This window comes from Marinomonas sp. S3726 (assembly GCF_000967665.1).
Classification (GTDB): Bacteria; Pseudomonadota; Gammaproteobacteria; order Pseudomonadales; family Marinomonadaceae; genus Marinomonas.
Window position 1 is genome coordinate 349386 of the sequence record NZ_JXYC01000004.1, and the last position, 24306, is coordinate 373691.

The window sequence follows — 24306 nt, forward strand, 5'->3', positions numbered from 1 at the left end:
GAATCAATGTAAGGTAATTGTTATGAAAGAGCGTGTTTTATTTACAGTCTCTCTTATTCTATCAAGTATGTTTTGCTCTGTTCATAGCATGGCAGCAAGCTTGGTGTTTACTTCTAATTTACCCGACATATTGATTGCCCCAGAAAAACCAAACCTGAGTCGATTGGCAGGCTTTGTCAGCGAGTTAAGACAAGATAGTGATGGAGAAGTGCTTTTTATCCATGGTGGGGATAGCTTGTTTCCTAATGCCTTATCTAACTATGATTCTGGCGCGCATATGATTGATGTGCTTAATCATATGCAAGTAAGTCTATTTGCCGTAAATCAAAGAGAGTTTGCTAACGGCATTGATCAACTGACATTAAGATCCAGTGAAGCTAGTTTTCCTATGGTGTTATCTAACTTACTTGATAAGCGCACCAATGAGCCAGTAGAAGGTACTTTTCCACATTATTTATTAGATGCCGGTGATGTTAGTTTTGGATTTATAACAATATTGGATGACTCTATTAATCTGACGTATTTACAGGGAGAGGTGTCAGTATTAAATGTTGTTGACTCAATTCAGCAGCTAGATAAAACATTAAGAGAAGAAGGGGCTGATAAAGTCATTTTAATTACCGAAAATGATGTAATTAAAAAACTTGATGACAGTGCTTATGAGCCGCTTGATTTAGTTTTGGTAGCGAAAGAGGGTGATGACTATATTGATACTCGCTCAACACCAATAAAAGTATTTAGTGGCGGCCATGATGGTGATCTCGCTGTGATTGATTTTAAGGATAAACATGCTCAAGCAAGTGGGCGTATTGAAAGCTATCGAGATAATCAAGAAAGTCAGTCTGTTGATCAAACCGTGCAAAGGTATATAGATAGGCTGAATATTATTTTAGAATATGAACTAGGTGTTCTTGCTTCGCCACTTAATTCTTTACGTGAAAATATTCGTACAAAAGAAGCTGCAATAGGTAATTTGTTTGCTGACAGCATGCGAGATTATGCAAAAACCGAATTAGCTGTCATTAATAGTGGTAGTATCCGAGGCTATAGAGAGTATCCAGTTGGGCAAATATTAAAGCGTTCTCATATTAATCGCGAACTTCCTTTTGGTGATCATATTCACACCATTGAAGTGAATGCCGATGAGATTCTCGCCATGATGGAAAACTCCTTAAGTAAGGTGGATGTTTTATCAGGGCGTTTCCTTCAGATTTCTGGCTTTAATGTAAGCTATGACTTATCGCGTCAGCCTTTCGATCGGGTATTAGAAATTAATGTTGCAGGAAAACCACTCGAAGAGCGTCACTACACGCTATCTTTATCCGGCTACTTATTAAAAGGTGGAGATGAATATGAGATGTTTAAAGATAAATCTGAGTCCTATACTTTAAAAGAGACTCGCCTGTTATGGACGATAGTGTCGGATTATATTGAGCGTCAGGAAAATGTGAATGTAGCGCTTGATGGCCGTTTAGAAGATTTAACACCTGAATAAGGTTAGCTCAGGAGTTCTAATGAAGTTTGAATCATTACCAAAACATTTTTTCCATTCTTTGAAATTCAAAATGTTAGTTGGTTTTGTGCTCATGTTTGCTTGCATTGGTATGATGAATTGGATTTCTATGGATAGGTTACAAACCTTTGAAAATACCATAGTCCATAATACACAAGAGCAGCTGCCAATTATGGAAGCTGCCTCAATAATACAAATACAAGTTACTTCCTTGTCTGGCTTGATGACGCAAATGGCTGAGTCAGACTCTCAGGCAGAGTTACGTATTGTGTCGGCTGAAATTAATTATTTGCTGAAAGGACTCGCACAACAGTTAGAACGTCTTAGCGATAGCGAGTCTACAGAACATCTTTTAGCGATTTTAATGAAGCTAACGAAGAGTTTAGAGGCGACATCTCATATTCAAAATCAACACATTATTAAAAGCCAGCAAGTAGCGAAAAACATTAAGCTAATTCTATCCAATTCACTGGATAGTATGGAAAATGGCAGCTTATTACACCGTCAAATTTGGATTCCTATTTCAAAAGAAATCTCGCTTTTATCCTCGAGCACAAAACTATTTGAAATCTCAGCTTCTGAAAAAAAGATAAAAAGAATTATTGAAAAGTACAAAGCTTCTAAACACTTATTGGAAGCAGATGATCAGGCGTTGTTGCAGCAAATAATGGGCGATGTTGGCCTGTTTTATCAACTTAAAGTAAGGGAGGAGAAGCGTAAGGAGCTATCTAGCATTACCACCCAGAATCAAATTCTATTGGATGGTATAACTGAAGACAGTTTACGCTTGTTTGACCAGAAAAGTCAGGAAGTACAAACCAAAGCAAATGAATTGATATCAACCATAGATCAGACTCGTTTTAATTATTTTGTGATTATCGTTTTTGGCTTAATTCTCTTTGTTTTATCTTTGCTTTATCTAAAAGAGATCTTGTTCTCACGTCTGATTATGCTGAGCAATTTGATTCGCTCGGGCAACTTAAATAAGTATGACCTACAAAATTTCGATCTGAAAAACGAAATTGGCGATATTGCATTTCAATTGAGTAATTATCTCACCACAATTGATAGTCAACGTAATCAGCTAAAGCAGGCAAGTGAGCAACTTGCTAATGTTATTAAATTTTCAAAGTTACGGATTGCGATTGTGCAAGATGAGCAAATTGTTTATCACAATCAGTCATTCCCTCGATTATTTGATCGCACTGAAATGCGCAATGTGGGTGAGCTTCCTGCCGAAATTTCCAAAGCCATTACTCGCAATGGACTGATTAGGCATACAAGTTCCATTATTTTAAAGAGTTTTTACAGTGAGTCTTGGCAGAGGTGGTTTGATGTTTCCTCCGTGACTATTCTGTGGGAAGGTAAGGAATCTAGCCTGATTAGTCTTGTCGATGTAACCGATAGAGAAAATGCTGCGAAAGAGTTTAAGGAAACGATTTCGTTAGTGGAAAAAGAGTCGCAAAAAGATGCTTTAACAGGTTTATATAATCGTAAAATTTATGCTTCTACTTTGGATTTATTGGAGCAGCAATCGGCAGATGAATCCTTCGCCATGCTAGTGTGCGATATTGATAACTTTAAAGCTTATAATGATAGCTATGGGCACCAAAGTGGTGATGATGCACTGAGAGCTGTGGCTCAAACTATTGCAAGCTTCTGCCAACATAAGGATGTGGCTTTGCGCTATGGCGGTGAAGAGTTCCTATTAGTGCTGTTTGATCGCTCTCCTGAGGATGTCAGTGATATAGCCCAGCGAATTATTAATCAGGTACACGATTTAAATATTATCCATAAAACATCTGAGTTTAAGCGAGTAACGGTTAGTATAGGGGTTGCGATTAAAGATGAGCCAACAGTGACTCACCCAAGAGCCTGTTTTGAATTAGCCGATCAAAGGTTATATATAGCGAAACGTAGTGGCCGTAATCAATTAATCGACCAAAGTACCCCATTGGAATTAGAAGGTTAGTCTTTATGCCAAGTATTTGGCGAAAATTGCAAATTCCTGATCCTATTCGTATCGGTAGGTCTCAAAAAATGCCTGAATTGGGGCCGCGTATTTTATTTTTTAGTGGCGGCTCTGCATTAAATAAAATCAGCCGTTCTCTCAAAAACTATACCCATAACTCTATTCATTTGGTTACCCCGTTTGATTCTGGTGGTAGTTCGGCCAAGTTGCGTGATGAATTTAATATGCCTGCTGTGGGCGATATACGTAGCCGCCTGATGGCTCTAGCCGATGAAACCGTATTAGGTCAGCCTGATGTTTATGACTTGTTTCATTATCGTTTGAATCCAGATCAGGACAATCAGACCTTAAGGCAAGAGCTACAAAGGTTGGAGTCTGGTGAACACCCTTTTATGACTAAAATTACGTCACCTTTAAAAGAGCTTATTCAGACTCAACTCTCAATTACGAATGCAAGTATCAGCCAGGACTTTGATTTAAGAGGCGCCAGTATTGGGAATCTCATCATTGCAGGTGGATATTTAAATAATGAGCAAAAAATAGATCCTATTATTTTTCTTTTCTCACGCTTAGTCAAAGTGCTAGGAGAAGTGAAGACGATTACGGATACCTCGCACCATATGGTGACCCTGTTAGAAAATGGTGAATCCTTGGTGGGTCAACATAGGATGACAGGTAAAGAATGTGGTGCCATCTCTTCTGCGGTAAAAGAAATCTATTTAACGCAAAATCTAATAAGTTCTAAACCTGCTGTGGTTAAGTTAGGCCATGATAGGCATAAAATGATTCAAGACGCCGATTTAATTTGTTATCCGCCTGGTAGTTTTTATAGCAGTGTTTTAATTAACTTGGTGCCAGAAGGCGTTGCTGAGGCTATTTTAGCAAACCCTAACCCTAAAATTTATATTCCTAACTTAGGAAATGATCCTGAACAATATGGCTTAACCTTGTTACAACAGGTAGAAACTATAATTCGGTTTGTTCATAAAGGGGAAAATGAACACGGCTCATTAGGCGCGTTAGATTTTTTATTAATCGATGAAAAGCTTTCTTATACAGGGCTAAATGAAATTGAAGCTTTAGGCGTTACAATAATAAGAGCGGATATTGCGGATGAAAAAGCGCATAAATATCATGAAAATAAGTTATCAGAAGCGTTAATCTCGATACTCTGAGTTTTTTTGATATTTTATTGTAAATAATTGGCCTTATTGGATGGCTTTGACTAGTTTTTGAACAGGAAATAAGCATAATAGCGGCCATTAAGGATGACACAGTTCGCTAAGCAAATTATTAATTTATCCTTACCTGCTTGATGATGGTTACAAATGATAACCAAGTGTACTTTCCATTACTGTTTATTGCCGCTAGTAACCGTTAAAGTTTAATTTAAATTCTAATAAACGTGCAAAATAAGCATATCAATATATAGTTTAAATATTCATAAGTTAATGGTTTAAGCCTAATAGTTTTATACCTAAAGTGAGATTTCATGAGTGCCAAAGTTCTTATCTGTGATGATTCCAGTGTAGCGAGAAAACAGCTTTCAAAGTTGTTGCCGGCAGATTGGACGGTCACAATTTTGTTTGCTGAACATGGTGAGCAAGCATTAGAAATTCTGGGAAGTGAAGACATAAGTTTAATGTTTTTAGACTTAAACATGCCTGTGCTTGATGGTTATCAAACCCTAGAAAGAATGCAACAAGCTCAAATGGCGACCAAGGTGATCGTCGTGTCTGGTGATGTTCAAGCACAAGCGCTTGAAAGAGTTAAGTCATTGGGGGCAATTGATTTCCTTAAAAAGCCTGCCACGAAAGACATAATACGTGCGGCTCTTGAACAACATGGCTTTATGGGCGATGAGTCAAATGATGATTCTCATTTAACCATGGAAGATGAGGGCATAGAGTTCTCATTAAACGATTGTCTGCAAGAAGTCTCGAACGTTGCTATGGGTCGTGCCGCTAGTGTGCTTGCCGATATGTTAGGCGTGTTTGTGAAACTGCCAGTGCCTAATGTGAATATGCTAGAAGTGAGCGAACTGCAAATGGCATTAGGCTATAACGGTGAAAGCAATCGTTATTCAGCGGTTTCTCAAGGTTTTGTGGCGACAGGCATTGCGCTTGAAGCACTATTGGTATTTTCTGATTCAAGCTTTCCCGATATGGCAAAATTATTGGGTTACCAAGAGAAGCTTAATAAGAACTCAGAAGTAGAATTATTGATGGATGTGTCTTCGGCTTTGGTTGGGCCCTTCATTTTAGCTTTAGCCCGCCAGCTAAATATTGATTTTAGCGACAGCCACCCTGTTGTATTAGGGCAACATGTTAAGAATGATCATCTTATCAATGCGAAGAAGGCCGCGTGGAAACAAACCCTAGCAGTAGAAATTACCTATGAGGTTGAAAACTATCAAGTGAGCTGTGATTTGATTTTATTGTTTACAGAAGACTCAGTGGCCACACTTGAGAATCTACTCTCTTACTTATCGGAGGACGAATAATGTCGAGTGCAGTAGATGAAATGTTAGAACTACATTGGCTGTTTGATATGATTCAAACAATCGATGTGGGGTTAGTGGTACTGAATACAGACTTTGAGGTTGAATTGTGGAATGGCTTTATGGAAAACCATTCAGGCATTACGTCTTCTAGTGCTAAAGGTAAGCCGCTTTTTTCTATGTTTGAAAATATTCCGGCAGAATGGCTAAAGAACAAGCTGAATAACGTTAAGTCATTAAAGACACCGTTTTATATCTCTTGGGAACAGATGCCACACCTATTCCCATTTACCTCTTATCGCCCGATTACTAGTTTGGCTGATAAGATGTACCAGAATGTGACTTTGAGACCGATTTCCCATGTTGATGGCTCAATTAAACACTTATGCATGGTTATTTATGATGTCTCTGACATCGCTACCAGTAAAGTTTCTCTTTCCAGTGTGAATGTGAAGTTGGACTATGTTAAGCGCAATGACATGGTGACTGGTCTTAAAAACAGAACCAGCCTTGAGCATGTACTCGCTACCAATTTTACTGCTTTTCAAGAAGACACCAGCACCAATCATTCTCTTATCTTGATGGAAGTTGATAACTTAAGGCAATTCCATCTAGAGCATGGTTATAGTGTGGGTGATGAAGTGTTTGAGAAGGTGGCTGAATTACTCGGCGAGTCGGTACGTACAGGTGATTTTGTCAGCCGCTTTACCAGTGGTATGTTTGCAATTCTGTTAACCAATGTGACTCAGGTGAAAGCCGAACAATATAGCCAAGGGTTAGCGAAACGCGTTGCCTCCACTAAGTTTGCTACCTCAAAAGGGGATATCAAATTAACCATGAGTTTTGGTGTTGCTCAAACTCGTGAGACGGACTCCTCTTCAGAAGACTGGTTAGGTCGAGCAGATCAAGCATTATTCGCTGCACAAACTAAGGGTGGGAATTGCTCCGAAGGTGCGGTATAAAATACAAAAAATGATCGCTAAAAAAGCCCTGATTATTTCAGGGCTTTTTTTATGCAAGCGTTCCCCTTATATTTTGTATTTTAAGGCCCTGTTTACCTATTGGGTGCGACAGTTTGATATGAACCTATATCAAGACTAGTGAATTAAACCTAAGTAAACCTCAAATGGTCTTATATTAATTTAGTGAGCTTATCGCTAATATGCTGCTTCGGCTAATTGAGGAGAGTTAAATGGACAAGCAATTGATGGAAGAACTAGAAATGGTAGGGGGAATGTTAACCCCGACGAGTCTTCGCGGTTGTGATGAAATTTTAATAGAACAGCCAGGCTTTAGTGCCCGTATTGCACTTTGGGGTGGTCACTTGGTTAGCTTCATACCAGAAGGTGAAGAAGACCTATTGTTCCAATCTAGCCAAGAAACTCGTGATTCACGTTTTTCTAGAATCCATATGGGCGTGCCCGTTTGTTGGCCTTGGTTTGGGGCGCATGAGACGAATAAAGATTTGCCTGCCCATGGGCTTGCTCGATACTTTCGTTGGCAGCTGGCGGAAGCTGGGCACTTTAAAAATGGTGATGTTAAAATTCAGTTAAAGCTCGCGTCAGAGCAACATCCTCTGATTGAAGATATGTGGGCGGATGCATTCGAGCTAAGGCTAGTATTTCGATTAGGTGATGGCTTCGAAGTTAACTTCTCTGCTGCCAACCTATCCGATAATGATGTGCAAATTTCTGAAGCACTACATACTTACTTTAATGTGGGTAATAGTGAACAGGCTGAAGTGAAAGGTTTAGAGACCTGTCAGTATCAAGATAAGTTTGAAGGGATTTCATCGGTTCAGTCTGGCTCTATTCAACCTTGCACCGAGTTAGATCGAGTCTATCTAGATACGCCAGATACCAGTATTTTAGTTGATCCTGTTTTTGGTCGTACTCTTACCATAAGCCAAGAGGGCGCAGTGAGTACTGTGGTGTGGAACCCAGGCGCGAAAAGAGCAAAAGAACGTGTTGATTTACAAGATGATGAATACTTAAACTTTGTATGTGTTGAAAGCGCTAATGCATTGTCCAATGCCTATACCTTAACACCAGGATCGATTCATCAGCTTAAGCTAAAAGTAAAATGGGAAAAGCACTAACCTTATTCAGGACGGGACAATATTAAGACCAAAAAAAGGGCATATTAAATGCCCTTTTTTTATTAATCGATATCATATTCCATGATAAGTGGTGCATGGTCAGCAAAGCGCTGGTCTTTGTATACGCTACCTGAGCGTATTACTTGTTTTAAGCCCGGCGTAGTAATTTGATAATCCAAACGACCACCTTCATCTAATTTCCAAGCACGCTCATAATCTGGCCACCAAGTATACTGTTTGTCTTGCTTGTTGATCTGGCGATAAGCATCTATGTATTCATGCTCATTAAATATCTCGTTGATCCACTGACGCTCTTCAGGCAAGAAACCTGAGTTACGCTGATTCACAAACCAGCTGCTGACATCAATAGGAGAGCGGGCAACATTTGCTGTTCCACAGAAGATAAACTCTCTGCGCTTACGGCGAGTTTTAATTAGGTGATTCTTAAAACCTTCCATAAAAGCGTATTTGTGATCTTGTAACTCTTGTTCGTGATTAGAGCCATGAGGAGCCAAGAAAGAGGCGATACTCACTTTGTCAAAGTCTGCCTGAATGAATCGGCCTTCGAAGTTACATTCACTAAAGCCTATGCCTGTCATGATGGCTTTTGGCATCTTCTTACAATAAATCGCTACGCCTGCAGTGTCAGGGTCATTTAATGAGTCAAAAAAATACGTGTTATACCCTGCTGGAAAAAAGACGTTATCGTTTAAGCTGGCTTCTTCTGCCTGAATATCTTGTAGACACACTACATCTGCGTCTTGTTTTACCATCCAATCAAAAAAGCCGCGATCTGCTGCTTGTCTGATACCGTTTACATTAAGGCTTATGACCTTCATTTCTGGTCCCTACAATTCAATGCCATGTGTTATATTAGCGCCTATCTTAATTGAGGCTTTGTTCGCGAGCCTTCTAGAAGCACGCTTTTCGTTTATTAATGCAATTTTGGAGCCAGGTATGAAACCTTACCAAAAAGAATTTATTGAATTCGCCATTTCTCAGGGAGTACTGAAATTTGGTGAATTTACCCTTAAATCTGGTCGAGTGAGTCCATATTTTTTTAATGCTGGACTGTTTAACTCAGGTCAAGCGCTTGCCAAACTAGGTCGCTTTTACGCTGCCGCTTTGGTTGAAGCGAATGTCCCTTACGATGTTTTGTTCGGGCCAGCCTATAAGGGTATTCCTTTGGCAACAACAACAGCTGTTGCCCTTTATGATCATCATAATGTAGACACCCCTTATGTTTTCAACCGCAAAGAGAAAAAAGCACACGGTGAAGGTGGTAGTCTTGTTGGTGCGGAACTTAAAGGCCGCATCATGATTATTGATGATGTTATTACTGCAGGCACTGCCATTCGTGAAGTGATGGCCATCATCTCTGAAGCAAATGCATCACCAGCGGGTGTGCTTATCGCTCTAGATCGACAGGAACGTGGACAAGGTGAGTTGTCTGCCATTCAAGAAGTCGAGCGCGACTTTGCTATGCCTGTTATCAGTATCGTCTCTCTTAATGACATTATGACTTATTTAGCGGAACAAGATTCTGAGGCTTTCTCTCAGCACCTTGAAGCGGTAAAAGCATATCGTGATCAATACGGTATCTAATAAATCATAATAAGCATCTAATGCCTATAAGGACGTAGTTTTCTCTACGTCCTATTGTATTTTAATTCTCTGCTATTAACAGCTAACTATTAGGTTTTGAGATAATAATTTCCATTGCTCAGGCCAATGTGCACTTGCTTTGTTTTTAAACTCGCTACGTACATACTGACGAATCTTTCCTTCTGCTGTAGCAACCAATAAATTGGCGCTGGCAGCAACGCTAATGCTAGTGCGTAAACCTTGTTTAAGCTCAGCTTCACGTAGAATCTGTTTAATCTGTGTCTCAATACGTTCAAATAACTGACTAATCCGCTTACGTAAGCGCTCTGTTTCGCCAGCAAGGGCATCACCGGTTAATAATCGGCACATACCTGGGTTTTGATCTGCAAAGCCTAAAGTTAATTGTAAAATCAATTGCACCTTAGTTTGTACATCGTCTTCTTCCTGAATAATACGATTAATCCGCGAAAATAAGCTGTCTTCAATAAACTCAATCAAGCCTTCGAACATTTTTGCTTTACTTGGAAAGTGTCTATACAAAGCCGCTTCTGAAACGCCGACTTGCTTTGCTAATGCTGCTGTAGTGATCCGTGCACCTGGGCTGCTTTCAAGCATTTGAGCCAATGCTTGAAGTATCTGGGTGCGACGGTCAATCTTCTTATTACTCATAATGTTTTCCAATATCAAAATAGTGCTTTAGGCGAGCTGTCCCTTGCACAAACCTAATATCTAATAGCCTAATTTAATGATTTGTTGGTAATTAAGGTACCAACCCCTTCATCAGTAAAGATTTCTAACAAGGTAGAATGGGGAACACGACCGTCAACAATGTGGGCGCTGGTGACACCTGCGTTAACTGCAGAGAGTGCGCAGCTGATTTTAGGTAGCATGCCGCCATAAATGGTGCCATCAGCGATCAACGCATCAACTTGGGCAGTACTTAAGCCGGTTAAAACATTGCCATCTTTATCTTGAACACCTGAGATGTTGGTCAGTAGCATCAGCTTTTCAGCGTTAACTGCTTCTGCAACTTTACCCGCTACTAAATCCGCATTGATATTGTAGGAGTTGCCTTCAGCATCAACACCAATTGGTGCAATGACAGGGATAAAGTCACTGTTTTCTAGCATTTTAAGTACGCTAGTATCGATAGAGTCCACTTCACCCACATGACCAATATCAACAATTTCTGGGGCTGCGCCCGGGCTTGTTTGGCTCTTAACAAAGAGTTTCTTGGCTTGGATGAATCCACTGTCTTTACCAGTTAGACCAATTGCTTTACCGCCAGCATTATTAATTAAATTAACTATGCCTTTATTGACCTGACCGCCTAAAACCATCTCAACTACGTCCATGGTACGTGTATCTGTGACACGCATGCCGTTGATGAATTTAGATTCGATGTTGAGTTCTTGCAAAAGCTTACCAATTTGAGGGCCACCGCCATGTACAACAATTGGGTTGATACCAATCAGTTTCATTAAAACGATGTCTCGTGCGAATCCAGCTTGAAGTGCTAGATCTGTCATCGCGTTACCGCCATATTTGATAACTAAGGTCTTGCCGGAGAAACGTTGTATGTAAGGTAAAGATTCGCTCAGTACGCTGGCAATTTCTAATGCAGAATCACGCGTTAAAGGCATGAAATTAGGGCTCCTAAAGTTAAGCTCATACAAAGTCATGGACTCTGTTGAGAATCATATAATTATTATGTTTTTAAAGAATGCTATAAAGATATTAGTAAGGCTAAGTGCTAGATTTTGGGGCTAAGCACGTAAGCGAATACTTAGAGAATAATAACGTGATATTTATCTATAAACTACTGAAACTTTGGCTTAAGCGCGTTTGCTTTTGTATCTAGAGGTTAAGAAATTGCGGGGAAGTAAGAAGCGATCAAAATGAAATCTTGGTTTTTGATCGCTATGTGTAACTAATTGTTATTTGGTACCAGTTGAACCAAAGCCACCTGTACCACGATCGCTGCTTTCAAATTCAGTCACAATATCGAACTCAGCCTGTACAACAGGTAATAAAACCAGTTGAGCAATACGCTCGCCTGCTTCTATTGTGAATTCAGTTTGACCACGGTTCCAGCAAGACACCATTAGCTCACCTTGGTAATCAGAGTCGATTAAACCGACTAGGTTACCTAGAACGATACCATGCTTATGGCCCAAACCTGAACGAGGCAAGATAGTCGCTGCAAGGCCTGGATCTTGAATATAAATAGATAGGCCAGTTGGAATCAGTGTTGTTTCACCTGGCTTTAGGTTAATTGCTTCGTCTAGGCAAGCTCGTAAGTCTAGGCCTGCAGACCCTTCTGTTGCATAACTAGGAAGAGGGATGTCAGTGCCAATTTTGTCGTTAACAATTTTTAGTTGAATCGCTTGTTTCATGATCTTTATGTCTAAGCCTAAATGAATTGGGTTAATGTACTTGGTACTGGCTCTGAATGAGAGTAACTAAATATTTTGCTAGTTCAGTTTTAGCCGCTTGTTCTGGTGTCCATGTTTGATCTTTACCGACCACAGTGACCTGATTTTGATCTTGGTTAAATCCTATATCAGCACGAGAAACATCGTTGGCAATAATAAGGTCTAAACCTTTGCGAGTGAGTTTATCTTTCGCGTAAGCCAGTAGGTTTTGGGTTTCAGCTGCAAAGCCAACAACAAACTTAGCTTGTTGTTCAGATACCATGGTGGCAATGATATCAGGATTTTTTACTAAGGTGAGTTGCATTTCATCTGAGTCTGCCTGCTTTTTCATTTTTTGCGAGGCCACTTCTTTTAATCTGAAGTCGGCAACGGCAGCAGCACCGATGAAAACATCTGGCTGATTATTAGCGGCAATCTCTCGACACTTATCAAGCATGTCTAACGCTGATTTTACCGGATGCAGCTCAACCTCTGTAGACGCTTTAACAGCGACAGGTCCACTCACCAAAGAGACTTTTGCACCTAAAGAGTGGGCAACATTTGCTAAAGCATAGCCCATCTTGCCTGAGCTGTGATTACTGATGAAACGCACTGGATCTATGGCTTCCATCGTTGGCCCTGCGGTAATTAACCAATGTTGGCCGGATAAAGGCAAATCTTCTACTTGGCTCTGTTCAAGGGCTTTGAAAATGGCTGCTGCTTCACTCATACGGCCATAACCCACATCGCCACAGGCTTGATCACCAGATTCAGGGCCAATAAGTTTTACGCCTCTTAGGAGTAAGCGTTTTATATTGTCTTGCGTGGCTGGATTTGACCACATGGCTTGGTTCATGGCAGGAGCAAGCCAAATGTCAGCTGTGGTGGCAAGGCAAAGGGTGCTTAGGAGGTCATTTGCCATACCTTGTGTTTGGCGAGCAATGAAATCTGCTGAGGCTGGGGCAATAATAATAAGGTCAGCCCATTTAGCAAGTTCAATGTGGCCCATGCCAGCTTCGGCGTCCACATCCAATAAACTGGTGCGAACGGGTAAACCAGAAACCGCCTGTAATGTCATAGGAGTAACAAAGGCCTTGGCGCCTTCAGTGAGTACTACTTGCACATCTGCACCTGCTTTTTTTAGCAATCTGACTAATTCAATGCTTTTGTAGGCTGCAATACCGCCAGTAATACCCAATAATATCTTTTTGTTCGCAAGTGCAGACATAAAACTATGCTTCTCAATTCGTTTGTAGACTATAAGTGAGTAGTTGAGACCAAGGAAGTTGGCATAGGTTCTCAAATTAGCAAGATTAACATGGATCAAGGAGGACTTCATGGGTATCAAGCAATGGCCTGAGGCGCAAAGACCGAGGGAGAAATTGATAAAACAAGGAGCGCAAGCTTTATCTGATGCTGAGCTTTTGGCGATCTTTTTGCGTACAGGCACGCAAGGAATTGATGCAGTTGAGCTAGCGCGTCGAGTGATAATGCATTTTGGCAGTTTGCAGGCTTTAATTTCAGCCTCTAAATCAGAATTTTGTGCCTGCTTAGGGTTGGGCGAAGCAACGTTTTCGCAACTTCAAGCGGTAGTTGAGATGAGTAAACGCTATCTTCATGAGACGTTAGAAAAAGATGACGTCTTTACCTGTGTTGATAGTGTGCAGCTCTTTTTAAAAGCCAAGTTAAGGTTGGCAAGTCGAGAGACTTTTGCGGTTATGTTTCTAGACAGCCAGCATAGGTTAATTCATTACCAAGAGCTTTTTTATGGCACCATAGATGCGGCGGCAGTTTATCCAAGGGAAGTGGTAAAAATGGCGCTGGCATATAACGCAGCAGCCTGCATTCTTGCCCATAACCACCCATCTGGCGTCTCTGAGCCCAGCCAAGCAGACATTTATATCACGCAAAAACTGCAACAAGCCCTTTCGCTTATGGATATTAACCTGCTCGATCACTTTGTGATTGGGGATGGAAAGCCTATTTCTTTGGCTGAAAGAGGTCATGTGTGAAGGAAAAATTGTGCTTTAGTTGATCATTTTTTAACAAATTAATTGCGAAGCACCAAGGGTTATGGGAGAATTCGCGCCGCTATTCCTCGGTACGGGATATTTTTGACTTATTTCAAGTCATGCTCCGCCTGAGGGAGTGAAGCACACTTCCAACAATTCTGGATAGCAATATAAGGTATTATATTATGTCTCGCGTATGTCAAGTTACAGGGAAACGCCCAGTTACGGGTAACAACGTTTCTCACTCAAAGCGTCGCACTAAGCGTCGTTTTTTGCCAAACCTTCACTGGCACCGTTTTTGGGTAGAAGGCGAAAATCGCTTTGTACGCCTACGTGTGTCTTCTAAAGGTATACGTATTATCGATAAAAAAGGCATCGAAGCAGTTCTTGCTGACCTTCGTGCTAACGGCGAAAAAGTATAAGGAGCTGAACCATGGCATCTAAAGGCGCTCGCGATCTAATTCGCATGGTATCATCTGCTGGTACTGGCCATTTTTACACTACGGATAAAAACAAGCGAAATACTCCTGATAAATTGGAGTTTAAAAAATTCGATCCTGTTGTTCGTAAGCATGTAATGTACAAAGAAGCGAAAATTAAATAATTTTCAATTCTTTATACAAAAAAGACCGGCTTAGGCCGGTTTTTTTGTATAGGTAACAGCCCCTATAATTTGGGCTACCTAGATAAACTGTCAAAATAACCTTCACCATGCCTGAATTACCAGAAGTCGAAACCACTAAATGTGGTATCCAGCCCCATCTACAAGACCAGCATATCCTTGATGTCGAAATACGTCAGGCGCAACTTCGTTGGCCGATCACGCCAGAGTTTGTTGATCAAGTAGCGGGTGAAAAAGTGACTTCCCTCTCGCGTCGAGGTAAGTACATAGGCATTCATACGGCGAAAGGCACCATTATTATCCACTTGGGAATGTCAGGTAGCTTGTATTTAGTACCGGCAGAGACTCCCCCTTTATTTCATGATCATGTGGATTTTAAACTCAGTTCAGGCCAATGGTTAAGATATACAGATCCAAGACGTTTTGGCGCCATTCTCTGGACACAAGAGGATTGGCTTGAACACAGCTTAATAAAAAGTCTTGGACCTGAACCTCTATCAGATACTTTTACAGGATCTTATTTGGCTGCCCGAGCTAAAGGAAAAACTCAGGCAGTGAAAACCTTTATTATGGACAGCAAACAAGTGGTTGGTGTGGGAAATATCTACGCCAACGAAGCCTTGTTTATGGCTGGAATTAAACCAAATAGAAGGGCCGGACAAGTCAGTGCAAAGCGCTTGGCTGTCTTGGTAGATTGCATCAAGCTAGTGTTAGCTAGGGCAATTGAACAAGGAGGTACAACGTTGAAGGACTTTGTAGGTGGTGATGGAAAACCTGGCTATTTTAAACAATCACTGAATGTTTATGGGCGAGCAGGTTTACCTTGCGTTAAGTGCGAGACAGACTTGCTTGAAATCCGACTGGGACAGAGAAGCACGGTTTACTGTAAAGAATGTCAGCGATGATTATTTTGTAAACAGTTGAAAAAAAGTTTTACCAATTGGAAAAATTTTTGATATGCTGATTCACGTTGGAACCTGAACTGGTCTCAAATTACACGATTATGTAGTAAAAAAACACAAATCGACTAAGTTTAATGGGTTTTTCCCTGCTTTAATGTCACTTTGGATTGCGATAATGGTGTAATAAGTTTATTTTTGACCAGTTAGGCAGCATCTTTTTAAAATGCTGTTACAAACATACTAATAACTACAAGAGGAATTCTAATGAAAGGTGTCTTTCTTGCATCCGCTACGGCGCTAGCAATTGCAGCTTCGGCTCAAGCTGCAGATATCAAACCTGCTGTCGTATACGACCAAGCGGGTAAATTTGATAAATCCTTCAACGAAGGTGTTTACAACGGTATTACTAAATTCACTCAGGATTCTGGTGTACAGGTTCGTGAATTTGAACCGAAAAACGAAGCTCAGGTTGAACAGGGTCTTCGTCGTTTGGCGAAACGTGGACACTCTCCAATCGTTGCTGTGGGTTTCTCTATGGCATCTGCTCTTGAAAAAGTTGCTAAAGACTTCCCTGACACTAAATTTACCATCATCGACATGGTTGTTGGCTTGCCTAACGTTCAATCTATCGTCTTTAAAGAGCACGAAGGTTCGTTCCTAGTAGGTTCATTAGCGGCTATGGCATCTAAAACTGACAAAGTTGGTTTTGTTGGTGGTATGGATATTCCTCTTATCCGTCGTTTTGCTTGTGGTTACGAGCAAGGCGTTAAATACGTTTCTTCTAACGCAGACGTATTCCAAAACATGACTGGTTCTACTCCTTCTGCTTTCAATGACCCGACTAAGGGTTCTGAATTGGCTAAGAGTCAATTCTCTAAAGGTGCAGACGTAGTATTCGCAGCCGCTGGTGGTACTGGTATCGGTGTTTACCAAGCAGCGAAAGACGATGGCAAATTCGCTATCGGTGTTGACTCAAACCAAAACCACATTCAACCAGGCACTATGCTAACTTCTATGGTTAAGCGTGTTGACCTTGCGGCTTACAATGCTTATACAGCAGCGAAAGACGGTTCTTGGGCACCTGGTGTGACTGTACTAGGTCTTGCTGAAGGTGGTGTTGATTGGGCGCTTGATAACAACAACGCAGCGCTTGTATCAGACGAGATGAAAGCAAAAATTTCAGCTATCCGTGCTGATATCGTAAATGGAACTATCTCAGTTCATGATTACATGTCCAACAACTCTTGCGACATCTAATCTAATAAGAAACAGTCGTCTGTCATAAGCAGACGGCTGTTTTTTTTGCTTAGAATAAATTTCTGAAACTAATGTGTTTACAAGAAACTTTTGTTGCAGATAGCACATTAGACGCTAATGCTTAGCCCTTATATAAAGATTAAGTTCTTTTTAAGTCAGATTATCAGCCTGTATAAAGTTAGGTGTTAGTTCATCAATAAATAAATGCAGCAAACTAAGGTGGCTAGATCCTTGTTCTGAGTGTATTTTGAACAATGTTAAAAATGGCTATCTATAATTAACCGCAGATAAATCACAAATTCTTATGAATAATACTACAAGCCCATACGCGATCGAATTGCGCGATATTAGTAAGCGCTTTGGAGCAGTCCAAGCCAATAAAGACATTTGTCTTCAAGTCCCTGCTGGCACGGTTCACGGCATTATTGGTGAAAACGGCGCAGGGAAGTCCACTTTAATGAGCATCATTTATGGCTTCTACGAAGCAGACTCTGGTGATATTGAAGTGGGGGGTGAGCTTGTTAATATCCGCACCTCTGAAGATGCTATTCGTTTCGGCATTGGTATGGTTCACCAACACTTTATGTTGGTTGAAAACTTTACAGTGCTAGAAAATGTTGTTCTAGGTGCCGAAGGTGGCGCCATGCTTAAAGGCGGTTTAGACGCTGCCCGTAAAGAGTTGAAGCGACTAGAACAAGAATACAATCTAGATGTTGATGTGGATGCGGTTGTTGAAGATTTACCCGTTGGTTTACAACAACGAGTTGAAATCTTAAAAGCACTTTATCGTGGTGCGAAAATCCTAATTTTGGATGAACCGACAGGGGTATTAACCCCACAAGAAGCAGATCACCTGTTTAGAATTCTACAATCCCTGAAAGAGCAGGGTGTGACAGTCATGATTATCACTCACAAACTACGTGAAATCATGGCATCAACAGACAATGTCTCTGTTATGCGTCAAGGCCAAATGGTTGCCCACAGGGTAACGGCTGAGACGGATAAAGAAGAACTTGCAGAACTGATGGTCGGTAAGAAAGTTCGACTAGTGGTGGATAAAGAAGAGGCGAAACCAACAAACGTAGCCCTTTCTGCTAAAAACTTAAGCTGGTTTGATGAGCAAGGGGTTAAGCGCCTTAAAGATGTCAGCCTTGAGTTAAAAGCGGGTGAGATAGTTGGTATTGCCGGTGTATCTGGTAACGGCCAAAGCGAATTGTTAAATGCCTTATCTGGTATCACGCCACTGACTGGCGGTGAGATTCATTTCAATGGTGAAGTGATTACCGCCAAGAATAAGAAAAATGCATCGCAAATGCGTGATCTAAAAATGGCCCATGTGCCAGAAGATCGCCATAAGATGGGCCTAGTCACTGGCTTTGAAGCTTATGAAGCGGCTATCTTGGGTTACCACAACTCTGAGGCGTATAACGGTAAAATCCTATTAGACCGTAAAGCTATGTTAGATGAGTGTAATGAGCGTATGCAAAAGTGGGATGTTCGTCCTGCGGATCCTTTCTTGAAAACGGCTAACTTTTCTGGTGGTAACCAGCAAAAGATTGTTATTGCCCGTGAAGTAGAGCAAAACCCAGATGTGTTATTGATTGGCCAGCCAACACGTGGTGTGGATATTGGTGCGATCGAAAACATCCATGAAGAAATTGTTAAATTGAGAGACTCAGGTAAGGCGATCTTACTGGTTTCTGTAGAACTGGATGAAATTATGGCCTTAAGTGACCGAATTATCGTCATGTTTGATGGCGCGGTTGTGGGCGAAATTGATGCTAAGGAAGCGGATGAACGCACACTTGGCTTGATGATGGCAAACGCCTTGAACGAAGAAGAAACAGCAGGAGGCCAAGCATGAGTCAGCCGAAAGTTCCGGTTTGGGTGAATCTTGCCCTTATTCCGTTTATTAATATTATGTTGGCCTTTTTGGTCTCAGCCTTGGTTATTTTAGCCATAGGTGAAAACCCAATCGAAGCCGCAGGCTACCTAGTGTACGGTGCCTTTGGTTATGAAGAAGGCATTGGCTATACCCTGTATTATGCCACTAACCTTATCTTCACTGGTTTAGCTGTATCCATCGCTTTTAAAGCCGGTATCTTCAACATTGGTGGTGAAGGACAGGCTTATATAGGTGGTTTAGGTGTGGGACTGGCATGTCTCGCATTCGACCAAACTATGCCTTTCTACGTGATTGTTCCGCTAGCTATTATTGGTGGTGCTGCGTTTGGTGCTGCTTGGGCGTATATCCCTGCGTATCTAAGTGCGCGTCGTGGTAGTCACGTGGTAATTACCACTATCATGTTTAACTTTATTGCGTCTTCTTTGATGGTTTATCTGATGGTGAACTGGCTTAAACAGGAAGGTCGTATGTCTCCTAACAGCCGTACTTTCGAAGAATCTGCTTGGCTGCCATACATGCATGAAATGCTAGCAGCCATTGGTATTAACATTGAGCAATCACCGCTTAATGCCTCTTTCCTTTGGGCGCTAATTTGCTGTGTTCTGATTTGGGGCTTGATATGGCATACACGCTGGGGTTACCAGTTACGTACCGTAGGAACTAACGCAACTGCTGCTATCTATGCGGGTATTGATAATGGCAAGGTGACTATTTGGGTTATGTTGATTTCGGGTGCTTTGGCTGGTTTTGTTGGCCTGAACGAAATCATGGGTGTTCAGCACAGTCTATTGCTTAACTTTACCGCGGGTTTTGGTTTTGCTGGTATTGCTGTGTCTCTGATGGGTCGTAATCACCCAGTCGGAATTATCCTTGCCGCGATATTATTTGGTGCGCTTTATCAAGGTGGTTCAGAGTTAGCGTTTGAAATTCCAAGCATCACACCAGAAATCGTAGTTGTGATCCAAGGTCTAGTTATCCTGTTCTCTGGTGCACTAGAACATATGTGTAAAGATCGTGTTGAAGCTTTCTTCACCCGTACTTCAGCAGCTTAGGAGATAGCAGATGTTTGAAACACTTATTCTTATTCTAGATGCGACATTACGTGTATCTACACCTCTTATCCTTGCTGCTTTAGCAGGTTTATTTGCCGAACGCTCTGGTATCGTTGATATTGGTTTGGAAGGTAAAATCCTTGGTGCTGCGTTTGCTGCGGCGGCAGCGGCGGCCGTATTTGGTTCTGCTTGGATAGGTTTACTTTTTGCCATTATCGCGTCGGTTGCCCTAGCGTTAATTCATGGTTTTGCTTGTATTACCCACCGTGGTGATCACATTGTTAGTGGTGTAGCGATTAATACAATAGTCGCCGGGCTCACCGTTACCTTAGGCCTTGATTGGTTCAGTCAAGGTGGTCAAACTCCGGCTTTGACAGGTGATGCACGATTTACGTCTATTACTTTCCCATTTGCTGATGCATTGGCGGATGTGCCTGTAATAGGTCTGATCTATTCAGAGCTATTAAGCGGCCACAACATCTTGGTTTACCTGGCCTTCGCGATTGTGCCTCTTGCGGTTTGGATTATTTACAAAACTCGTTTCGGTCTACGTTTACGTGCTGTTGGTGAGAACCCTCATGCGGTGGATACGGCGGGTATCAGTGTTGCCTTTATACGTTATCGTGCCATGATCATTTGCGGCATCTTATGTGGTCTAGCGGGTGCTTATCTATCGACTGCTCATAATGCAGGCTTCTTGAAAGATATGAGTGCTGGTAAAGGTTATATCGCTTTGGCTGCTTTGATCTTCGGTAAATGGCGTCCAGTTCCTGTGATGTTTGCTTGTCTGTTATTTGGTTTCCTAGATGCTGTTGCGGTACGTATGCAAGGTGTTCAAGTACCAGGTATCGGTGAAGTACCAGTACAGGCTATCGAAGTATTACCTTATGTACTGACGGTATTATTACTTGCTGGCTTTATCGGTAAGGCGGTTGCGCCGAAAGCTGTCGGTCGACCTTATGTGAAAGAGCGAGGCTAGTATGTCATCTCTTGATGTGAAAAAAGCAGTAGAGCTAGCGAATAAAGCAATGAGTAAGGCCTATGTGCCTTACTCAGAGTTTAAAGTGGGTGCCGTTATCGAGACACTAAACGGCAAGGTTTATTCTGGCTGTAATGTTGAAAACGCCGCTTATCCTGAAGGTACATGTGCCGAAGCTGGTGCGATTTCAGCTATGGTGCTTGATGGTGAGCAGAAAATAGACAATATTTATGTATTGGGTAATGGTGAACAGTTGGTCACACCTTGTGGTGGCTGCCGTCAAAAAATCAGAGAGTTCTCAACCTCTGATACTCAAATACATATTTGCGGGCCAGAAGGCGTACGCAAAACCCTATCAATGGAAGAGCTTCTTCCCTTCTCATTTGGGCCTGAAAATTTGAAAAAATAACAGGCCCGATATTGGCGCTTTCCAAGAGGGAGAGCGCTAATCAAAATCGCCAAGGAACCGCGTACTTATCACAGGAGTGGCTTACTTTAATTAAAAAGGAAAGACGTGTATGAAGGCTTATCAATTAAGTGCAGATGATTTGCAACAAAAAATCGGTGACCGCAAACCTGAGGTTGCTATCATTCTAGGAAGTGGATTGGGCTCATTAGCTGAAGTAATCCAAGATCCTATCTATATCCCTTACGGTGAAATCCCTGGCTTCCCTAAATCAAGCGTTCATGGCCATAAAGGTCGTTTAGTTATTGGTCGCTTAGGTAACAAAGAAGTGGCTTGCATGCAGGGCCGCTTCCATGTGTATGAAGGTATTGCTCCTGAAACACTGCAAATCCCGATTCGTACTTTAAAGCTGATTGGTTGTGACACCCTATTGTTAACTAATGCCGCTGGTAGCTTGAACGAAGATATGGGGCCAGGCAGCCTGATGTTGATCGAAGATCACATTAATTTCTCTGGCGTTAATCCGTTAGTAGGTGAAAATGACGACAGCATTGGACCTAGATTCCAAGACATGACTCGCGCCTATGATCCTGAGCTAAGTGATGGCATTAATGAGGTGGCAAAAGGGCTTAACATTAACCTGTTTAAAGGGGTTTATGTGTGGGCATTAGGGCCAAGCTTTGAAACGCCTGCAGAAATTCGTATGTTCCGTACTTTAGGTGCTGATGCGGTAGGTATGAGTACTGTGCCAGAAACTATCGTAGCGCGTCATTGTGGTATGAAGGTTGCGGCAATTTCATCTATCACCAACCTAGGTGCTGGCATGTCAGGTAACTCATTAAGCCATGAAGAAACCTTAGATGAAGGCCAAAAAGCGGCGGCAGAATTGAGTAAATTGGTTATCGCTTGGTTGGAGAGTTAAGTCATGTCTGATCAAGTAAAATCTGTTACTGAAATGACGGATGCCGAACTCGCAAAACTGGCTCTTGGTCTATTAGATTTAACCAGTTTGAATGATGATGACACAGAAACCAAAATTTCGGCCCTGTGTGAGCAAGCGCAAATTGAGTCTGTTGGCAAAGTCGCGGCTTTATGTATTTATCCAAGATTCATTCCTTGGGCAAAACAAGAGTTGGCTCGTCTTAATATCACAGATGTGAAGATAGCCACTGTCAGTAATTTTCCACAGGGACGGGATAACTTAGCGGCGGCTGTTGCTGAGACAAAAGCCTGTCTTGCTTATGGTGCAGATGAAGTCGATGTGGTTTTCCCTTACCGCGCTTTACTGGATGGCAATGAGTCTATTGGTTATAAGCTTGTGAAGGCTTGTAAGGCTGCCTGCGGTGAAAAAACACTTAAGGTCATCATAGAGTCAGGTGAATTAAAAACGCCTGAGCTGATCGCTAAGGCGAGTCAGATTTCAATTGCTGCAGGCGCTGATTTCATCAAAACCTCAACCGGTAAAGTGCCAGTTAATGCGACACCTGAGGCGGCTGATATTATGCTAACGCAAATCATAGACAGCCAAAAAGCAATTGGATTTAAGCCAGCTGGTGGCGTGAAGACGATTGCTGACGTCAGAGAATACCTGACTTTGCTAGAATCTAAGCTAGGTAAAGAGGCGTTAACTGCGACCACTTTCCGTTTTGGTACAAGCTCACTTTTAAAAGCCTTATTAGAGGCAATGGGTGAAGCAAGCGACGGAATCACGACAGGAGCATACTAGTATGAGCCGAGCAATCATTTTGATGATGGATTCTTTTGGTGTGGGTGCGGCACATGATGCCGCAGACTTTGGTGATGTGGGTTCTGATACCTTTGGTCACATCGCAAAAGCCTGTGCAGAAGGTCAAGCTGAAGTGGGTCGAACAGGCCCACTTAAGTTACCTAACTTAGAGAAAAAAGGCCTTGGGCATCTTGCGAAAGCCAGTACCGGAAATTATCCACAAGGCTTTGATTATCGTGGTCCTGTGGATGCTTTGCATGGTTATGCACAAGAGCTAAGTAGTGGTAAAGACACCCCAAGTGGCCATTGGGAGCTTGCGGGCGTACCTGTCTTATTTGATTGGGACTACTTTCCTAATACGCCTAAATGTTTCCCTGCTGACTTTATGGCAGAGCTATCAAAACGCGGCAAGCTAGAAGGTGTTTTAGGTGAATGTCATGCCTCGGGTACGGAAATTATTGCTCGTTTAGGTGAAGAGCATATGCGTACGGATTTCCCTATCATCTATTCATCTGCTGACAGTGTGCTGCAAATAGCAGCCCATGAAGAAAGCTTTGGATTAGAGCGTTTATTGACCTTGTGTCAGATTGCTCGTGATCTATTAGATGAAATGAAGATGAACATAGGCCGAGTGATCGCGAGACCTTTTATTGGTACGAATGCAGATGACTTTGCTCGTACGGGAAATCGTCGTGACCTTGCGGTTGAGCCGCCAGCCAAGACAGTGCTAAACCATCTTGCCGACGCCGGTGGACAGGTGATTAGTATTGGCAAAATTGCCGATATTTATGCTCATTCTGGTATCACTCATAAGGTGAAAGCAACGGGCTTGATGAATCTAGTAGATGCCACAATTGAGAGCATTAATACTGCACCTGATAATAGCCTTATTTTCCCTAACTTTGTCGACTTTGACTCTTCTTACGGACATCGACGAGATGTTTCGGGTTATGCCGCCGCATTAGAAGCCTTTGATGCCCGTTTGCCTGAAATCGAAGCGGCGCTTAAGCCGGGGGATAGAGTCTTTATCAGTGCCGATCATGGTTGTGATCCAACCTGGCCTGGCACGGACCATACCCGTGAGCATGTGCCTGTGATTTGCTTTGGTCCTGGCATTGAAGCAGGGATCGATGCTGAGTCAACCAGCATAGGCACGCGTAAGAGCTTTGCTGATATTGGTCAGAGCATTGCCTCTCATTTAGGATTAGCCAAGCTAGGTTATGGCGAGAGCTTTTTATAGCTAAGCAATCTCTATTATGAATAAATAAAAACGTCCTTATGGGCGTTTTTATTTATGAGCGATTTTATTTATTGGTGATTAATGTATCTAATTAAAAGAAGG

The 24306-nt window shown here is 41.9% G+C and carries 24 protein-coding genes; 19 read left to right on the plus strand and 5 right to left on the minus strand.

Going from position 1 to position 24306, the window contains the following annotated elements; all coding sequences use genetic code 11:
• Nucleotides 1–22 precede the first annotated feature (22 nt).
• The 6 genes from TW85_RS02785 (at nt 23) to TW85_RS02810 (ending at nt 8083) form a co-directional block, all read left to right on the plus strand.
• On the plus strand, nt 23–1495 hold the full coding sequence (locus tag TW85_RS02785) for a 5'-nucleotidase C-terminal domain-containing protein (protein WP_046015547.1): 1473 nt from the start codon (nt 23–25) through the stop codon (nt 1493–1495).
• Between the two features lie 19 nt (nt 1496–1514).
• Nucleotides 1515–3485, plus strand: a complete 1971-nt coding sequence (locus TW85_RS25295) for a GGDEF domain-containing protein (RefSeq protein ID WP_052701798.1) — start codon at nt 1515–1517, stop codon at nt 3483–3485.
• A 5-nt stretch (nt 3486–3490) separates the two neighbouring features.
• Complete coding sequence (locus tag TW85_RS02795; RefSeq protein ID WP_046015548.1) at nt 3491–4660, plus strand: GAK system CofD-like protein; 1170 nt, start codon at nt 3491–3493, stop codon at nt 4658–4660.
• A gap of 317 nt (nt 4661–4977) precedes the next feature.
• Nucleotides 4978–5988, plus strand: a complete 1011-nt coding sequence (locus TW85_RS02800; protein WP_046015549.1) for a response regulator — start codon at nt 4978–4980, stop codon at nt 5986–5988.
• Complete coding sequence (locus TW85_RS02805; RefSeq protein WP_046015550.1) at nt 5988–6947, plus strand: diguanylate cyclase; 960 nt, start codon at nt 5988–5990, stop codon at nt 6945–6947. Before TW85_RS02800 ends, TW85_RS02805 begins: the two co-directional genes overlap by 1 nt.
• Before the next feature lie 230 nt (nt 6948–7177).
• A complete protein-coding gene (locus TW85_RS02810) occupies nt 7178–8083 on the plus strand; it encodes a D-hexose-6-phosphate mutarotase (protein ID WP_046015551.1) in 906 nt (301 codons plus the stop codon).
• Between the two features lie 62 nt (nt 8084–8145).
• Here the strand turns inward: TW85_RS02810 and TW85_RS02815 are convergent, their stop codons facing one another.
• Nucleotides 8146–8922 carry an exodeoxyribonuclease III gene (locus TW85_RS02815; RefSeq protein ID WP_046015552.1) on the minus strand — a complete coding sequence of 259 codons (777 nt, stop codon included), beginning with the start codon at nt 8920–8922 and terminating at the stop codon, nt 8146–8148.
• Between the two features lie 118 nt (nt 8923–9040).
• On the opposite strand from TW85_RS02815, the gene pyrE reads away from it, so the two are divergent.
• Complete coding sequence (gene pyrE, locus TW85_RS02820) at nt 9041–9688, plus strand: orotate phosphoribosyltransferase (RefSeq protein ID WP_046015889.1); 648 nt, start codon at nt 9041–9043, stop codon at nt 9686–9688.
• Between the two features lie 75 nt (nt 9689–9763).
• Here the strand turns inward: pyrE and slmA are convergent, their stop codons facing one another.
• The 4 genes from slmA to coaBC form a co-directional block, all read right to left on the minus strand.
• Nucleotides 9764–10357 carry a nucleoid occlusion factor SlmA gene (slmA, locus tag TW85_RS02825; RefSeq protein ID WP_046015553.1) on the minus strand — a complete coding sequence of 198 codons (594 nt, stop codon included), beginning with the start codon at nt 10355–10357 and terminating at the stop codon, nt 9764–9766.
• A 68-nt stretch (nt 10358–10425) separates the two neighbouring features.
• Complete coding sequence (gene argB / locus TW85_RS02830; protein ID WP_046015554.1) at nt 10426–11331, minus strand: acetylglutamate kinase; 906 nt, start codon at nt 11329–11331, stop codon at nt 10426–10428.
• Between the two features lie 294 nt (nt 11332–11625).
• Nucleotides 11626–12084 carry a dUTP diphosphatase gene (dut, locus tag TW85_RS02835; protein ID WP_046015555.1) on the minus strand — a complete coding sequence of 153 codons (459 nt, stop codon included), beginning with the start codon at nt 12082–12084 and terminating at the stop codon, nt 11626–11628.
• Between the two features lie 31 nt (nt 12085–12115).
• Nucleotides 12116–13330: a bifunctional phosphopantothenoylcysteine decarboxylase/phosphopantothenate--cysteine ligase CoaBC gene (gene coaBC, locus TW85_RS02840; protein ID WP_046015556.1), complete on the minus strand. Its 1215-nt coding sequence runs from the start codon at nt 13328–13330 to the stop codon at nt 12116–12118.
• 109 nt (nt 13331–13439) lie between these two features.
• Between coaBC and radC the strand changes: the two genes are divergently transcribed.
• The 12 genes from radC to TW85_RS02900 all read left to right on the plus strand — a co-directional run bounded on the left by radC (nt 13440) and on the right by TW85_RS02900 (nt 24204).
• Nucleotides 13440–14114 (plus strand): DNA repair protein RadC, encoded by a 675-nt coding sequence (gene radC / locus TW85_RS02845; RefSeq protein WP_046015557.1) that lies wholly within the window; start codon nt 13440–13442, stop codon nt 14112–14114.
• A 185-nt stretch (nt 14115–14299) separates the two neighbouring features.
• Complete coding sequence (rpmB, locus tag TW85_RS02850) at nt 14300–14536, plus strand: 50S ribosomal protein L28 (RefSeq protein ID WP_046015558.1); 237 nt, start codon at nt 14300–14302, stop codon at nt 14534–14536.
• Nucleotides 14537–14547: 11 nt separating this feature from the next.
• Complete coding sequence (rpmG, locus tag TW85_RS02855) at nt 14548–14718, plus strand: 50S ribosomal protein L33 (RefSeq protein ID WP_009834226.1); 171 nt, start codon at nt 14548–14550, stop codon at nt 14716–14718.
• Between the two features lie 107 nt (nt 14719–14825).
• A complete protein-coding gene (gene mutM / locus TW85_RS02860; protein ID WP_046015559.1) occupies nt 14826–15641 on the plus strand; it encodes a bifunctional DNA-formamidopyrimidine glycosylase/DNA-(apurinic or apyrimidinic site) lyase in 816 nt (271 codons plus the stop codon).
• Between the two features lie 261 nt (nt 15642–15902).
• Nucleotides 15903–16895: a BMP family ABC transporter substrate-binding protein gene (locus TW85_RS02865; RefSeq protein ID WP_046015560.1), complete on the plus strand. Its 993-nt coding sequence runs from the start codon at nt 15903–15905 to the stop codon at nt 16893–16895.
• 304 nt (nt 16896–17199) lie between these two features.
• Nucleotides 17200–18759 (plus strand): ABC transporter ATP-binding protein, encoded by a 1560-nt coding sequence (locus tag TW85_RS02870; RefSeq protein WP_046015561.1) that lies wholly within the window; start codon nt 17200–17202, stop codon nt 18757–18759.
• The gene (locus tag TW85_RS02875; protein ID WP_046015562.1) at nt 18756–19853 is read left to right on the plus strand and encodes an ABC transporter permease; all 1098 of its coding nucleotides are present in this window, start codon (nt 18756–18758) and stop codon (nt 19851–19853) included. The genes TW85_RS02870 and TW85_RS02875 overlap by 4 nt, the downstream gene beginning before the upstream one ends.
• Nucleotides 19854–19863: 10 nt before the next feature.
• Nucleotides 19864–20832, plus strand: a complete 969-nt coding sequence (locus TW85_RS02880; RefSeq protein ID WP_046015563.1) for an ABC transporter permease — start codon at nt 19864–19866, stop codon at nt 20830–20832.
• A 1-nt stretch (nt 20833) separates the two neighbouring features.
• Nucleotides 20834–21241 (plus strand): cytidine deaminase, encoded by a 408-nt coding sequence (locus TW85_RS02885; protein ID WP_046015564.1) that lies wholly within the window; start codon nt 20834–20836, stop codon nt 21239–21241.
• 109 nt (nt 21242–21350) lie between these two features.
• Nucleotides 21351–22160 (plus strand): purine-nucleoside phosphorylase, encoded by an 810-nt coding sequence (locus TW85_RS02890; protein ID WP_046015565.1) that lies wholly within the window; start codon nt 21351–21353, stop codon nt 22158–22160.
• 3 nt (nt 22161–22163) lie between these two features.
• Nucleotides 22164–22964, plus strand: a complete 801-nt coding sequence (gene deoC, locus TW85_RS02895) for a deoxyribose-phosphate aldolase (RefSeq protein ID WP_157196877.1) — start codon at nt 22164–22166, stop codon at nt 22962–22964.
• Between the two features lies 1 nt (nt 22965).
• A complete protein-coding gene (locus TW85_RS02900; RefSeq protein WP_046015566.1) occupies nt 22966–24204 on the plus strand; it encodes a phosphopentomutase in 1239 nt (412 codons plus the stop codon).
• Nucleotides 24205–24306: the final 102 nt, after the last annotated feature.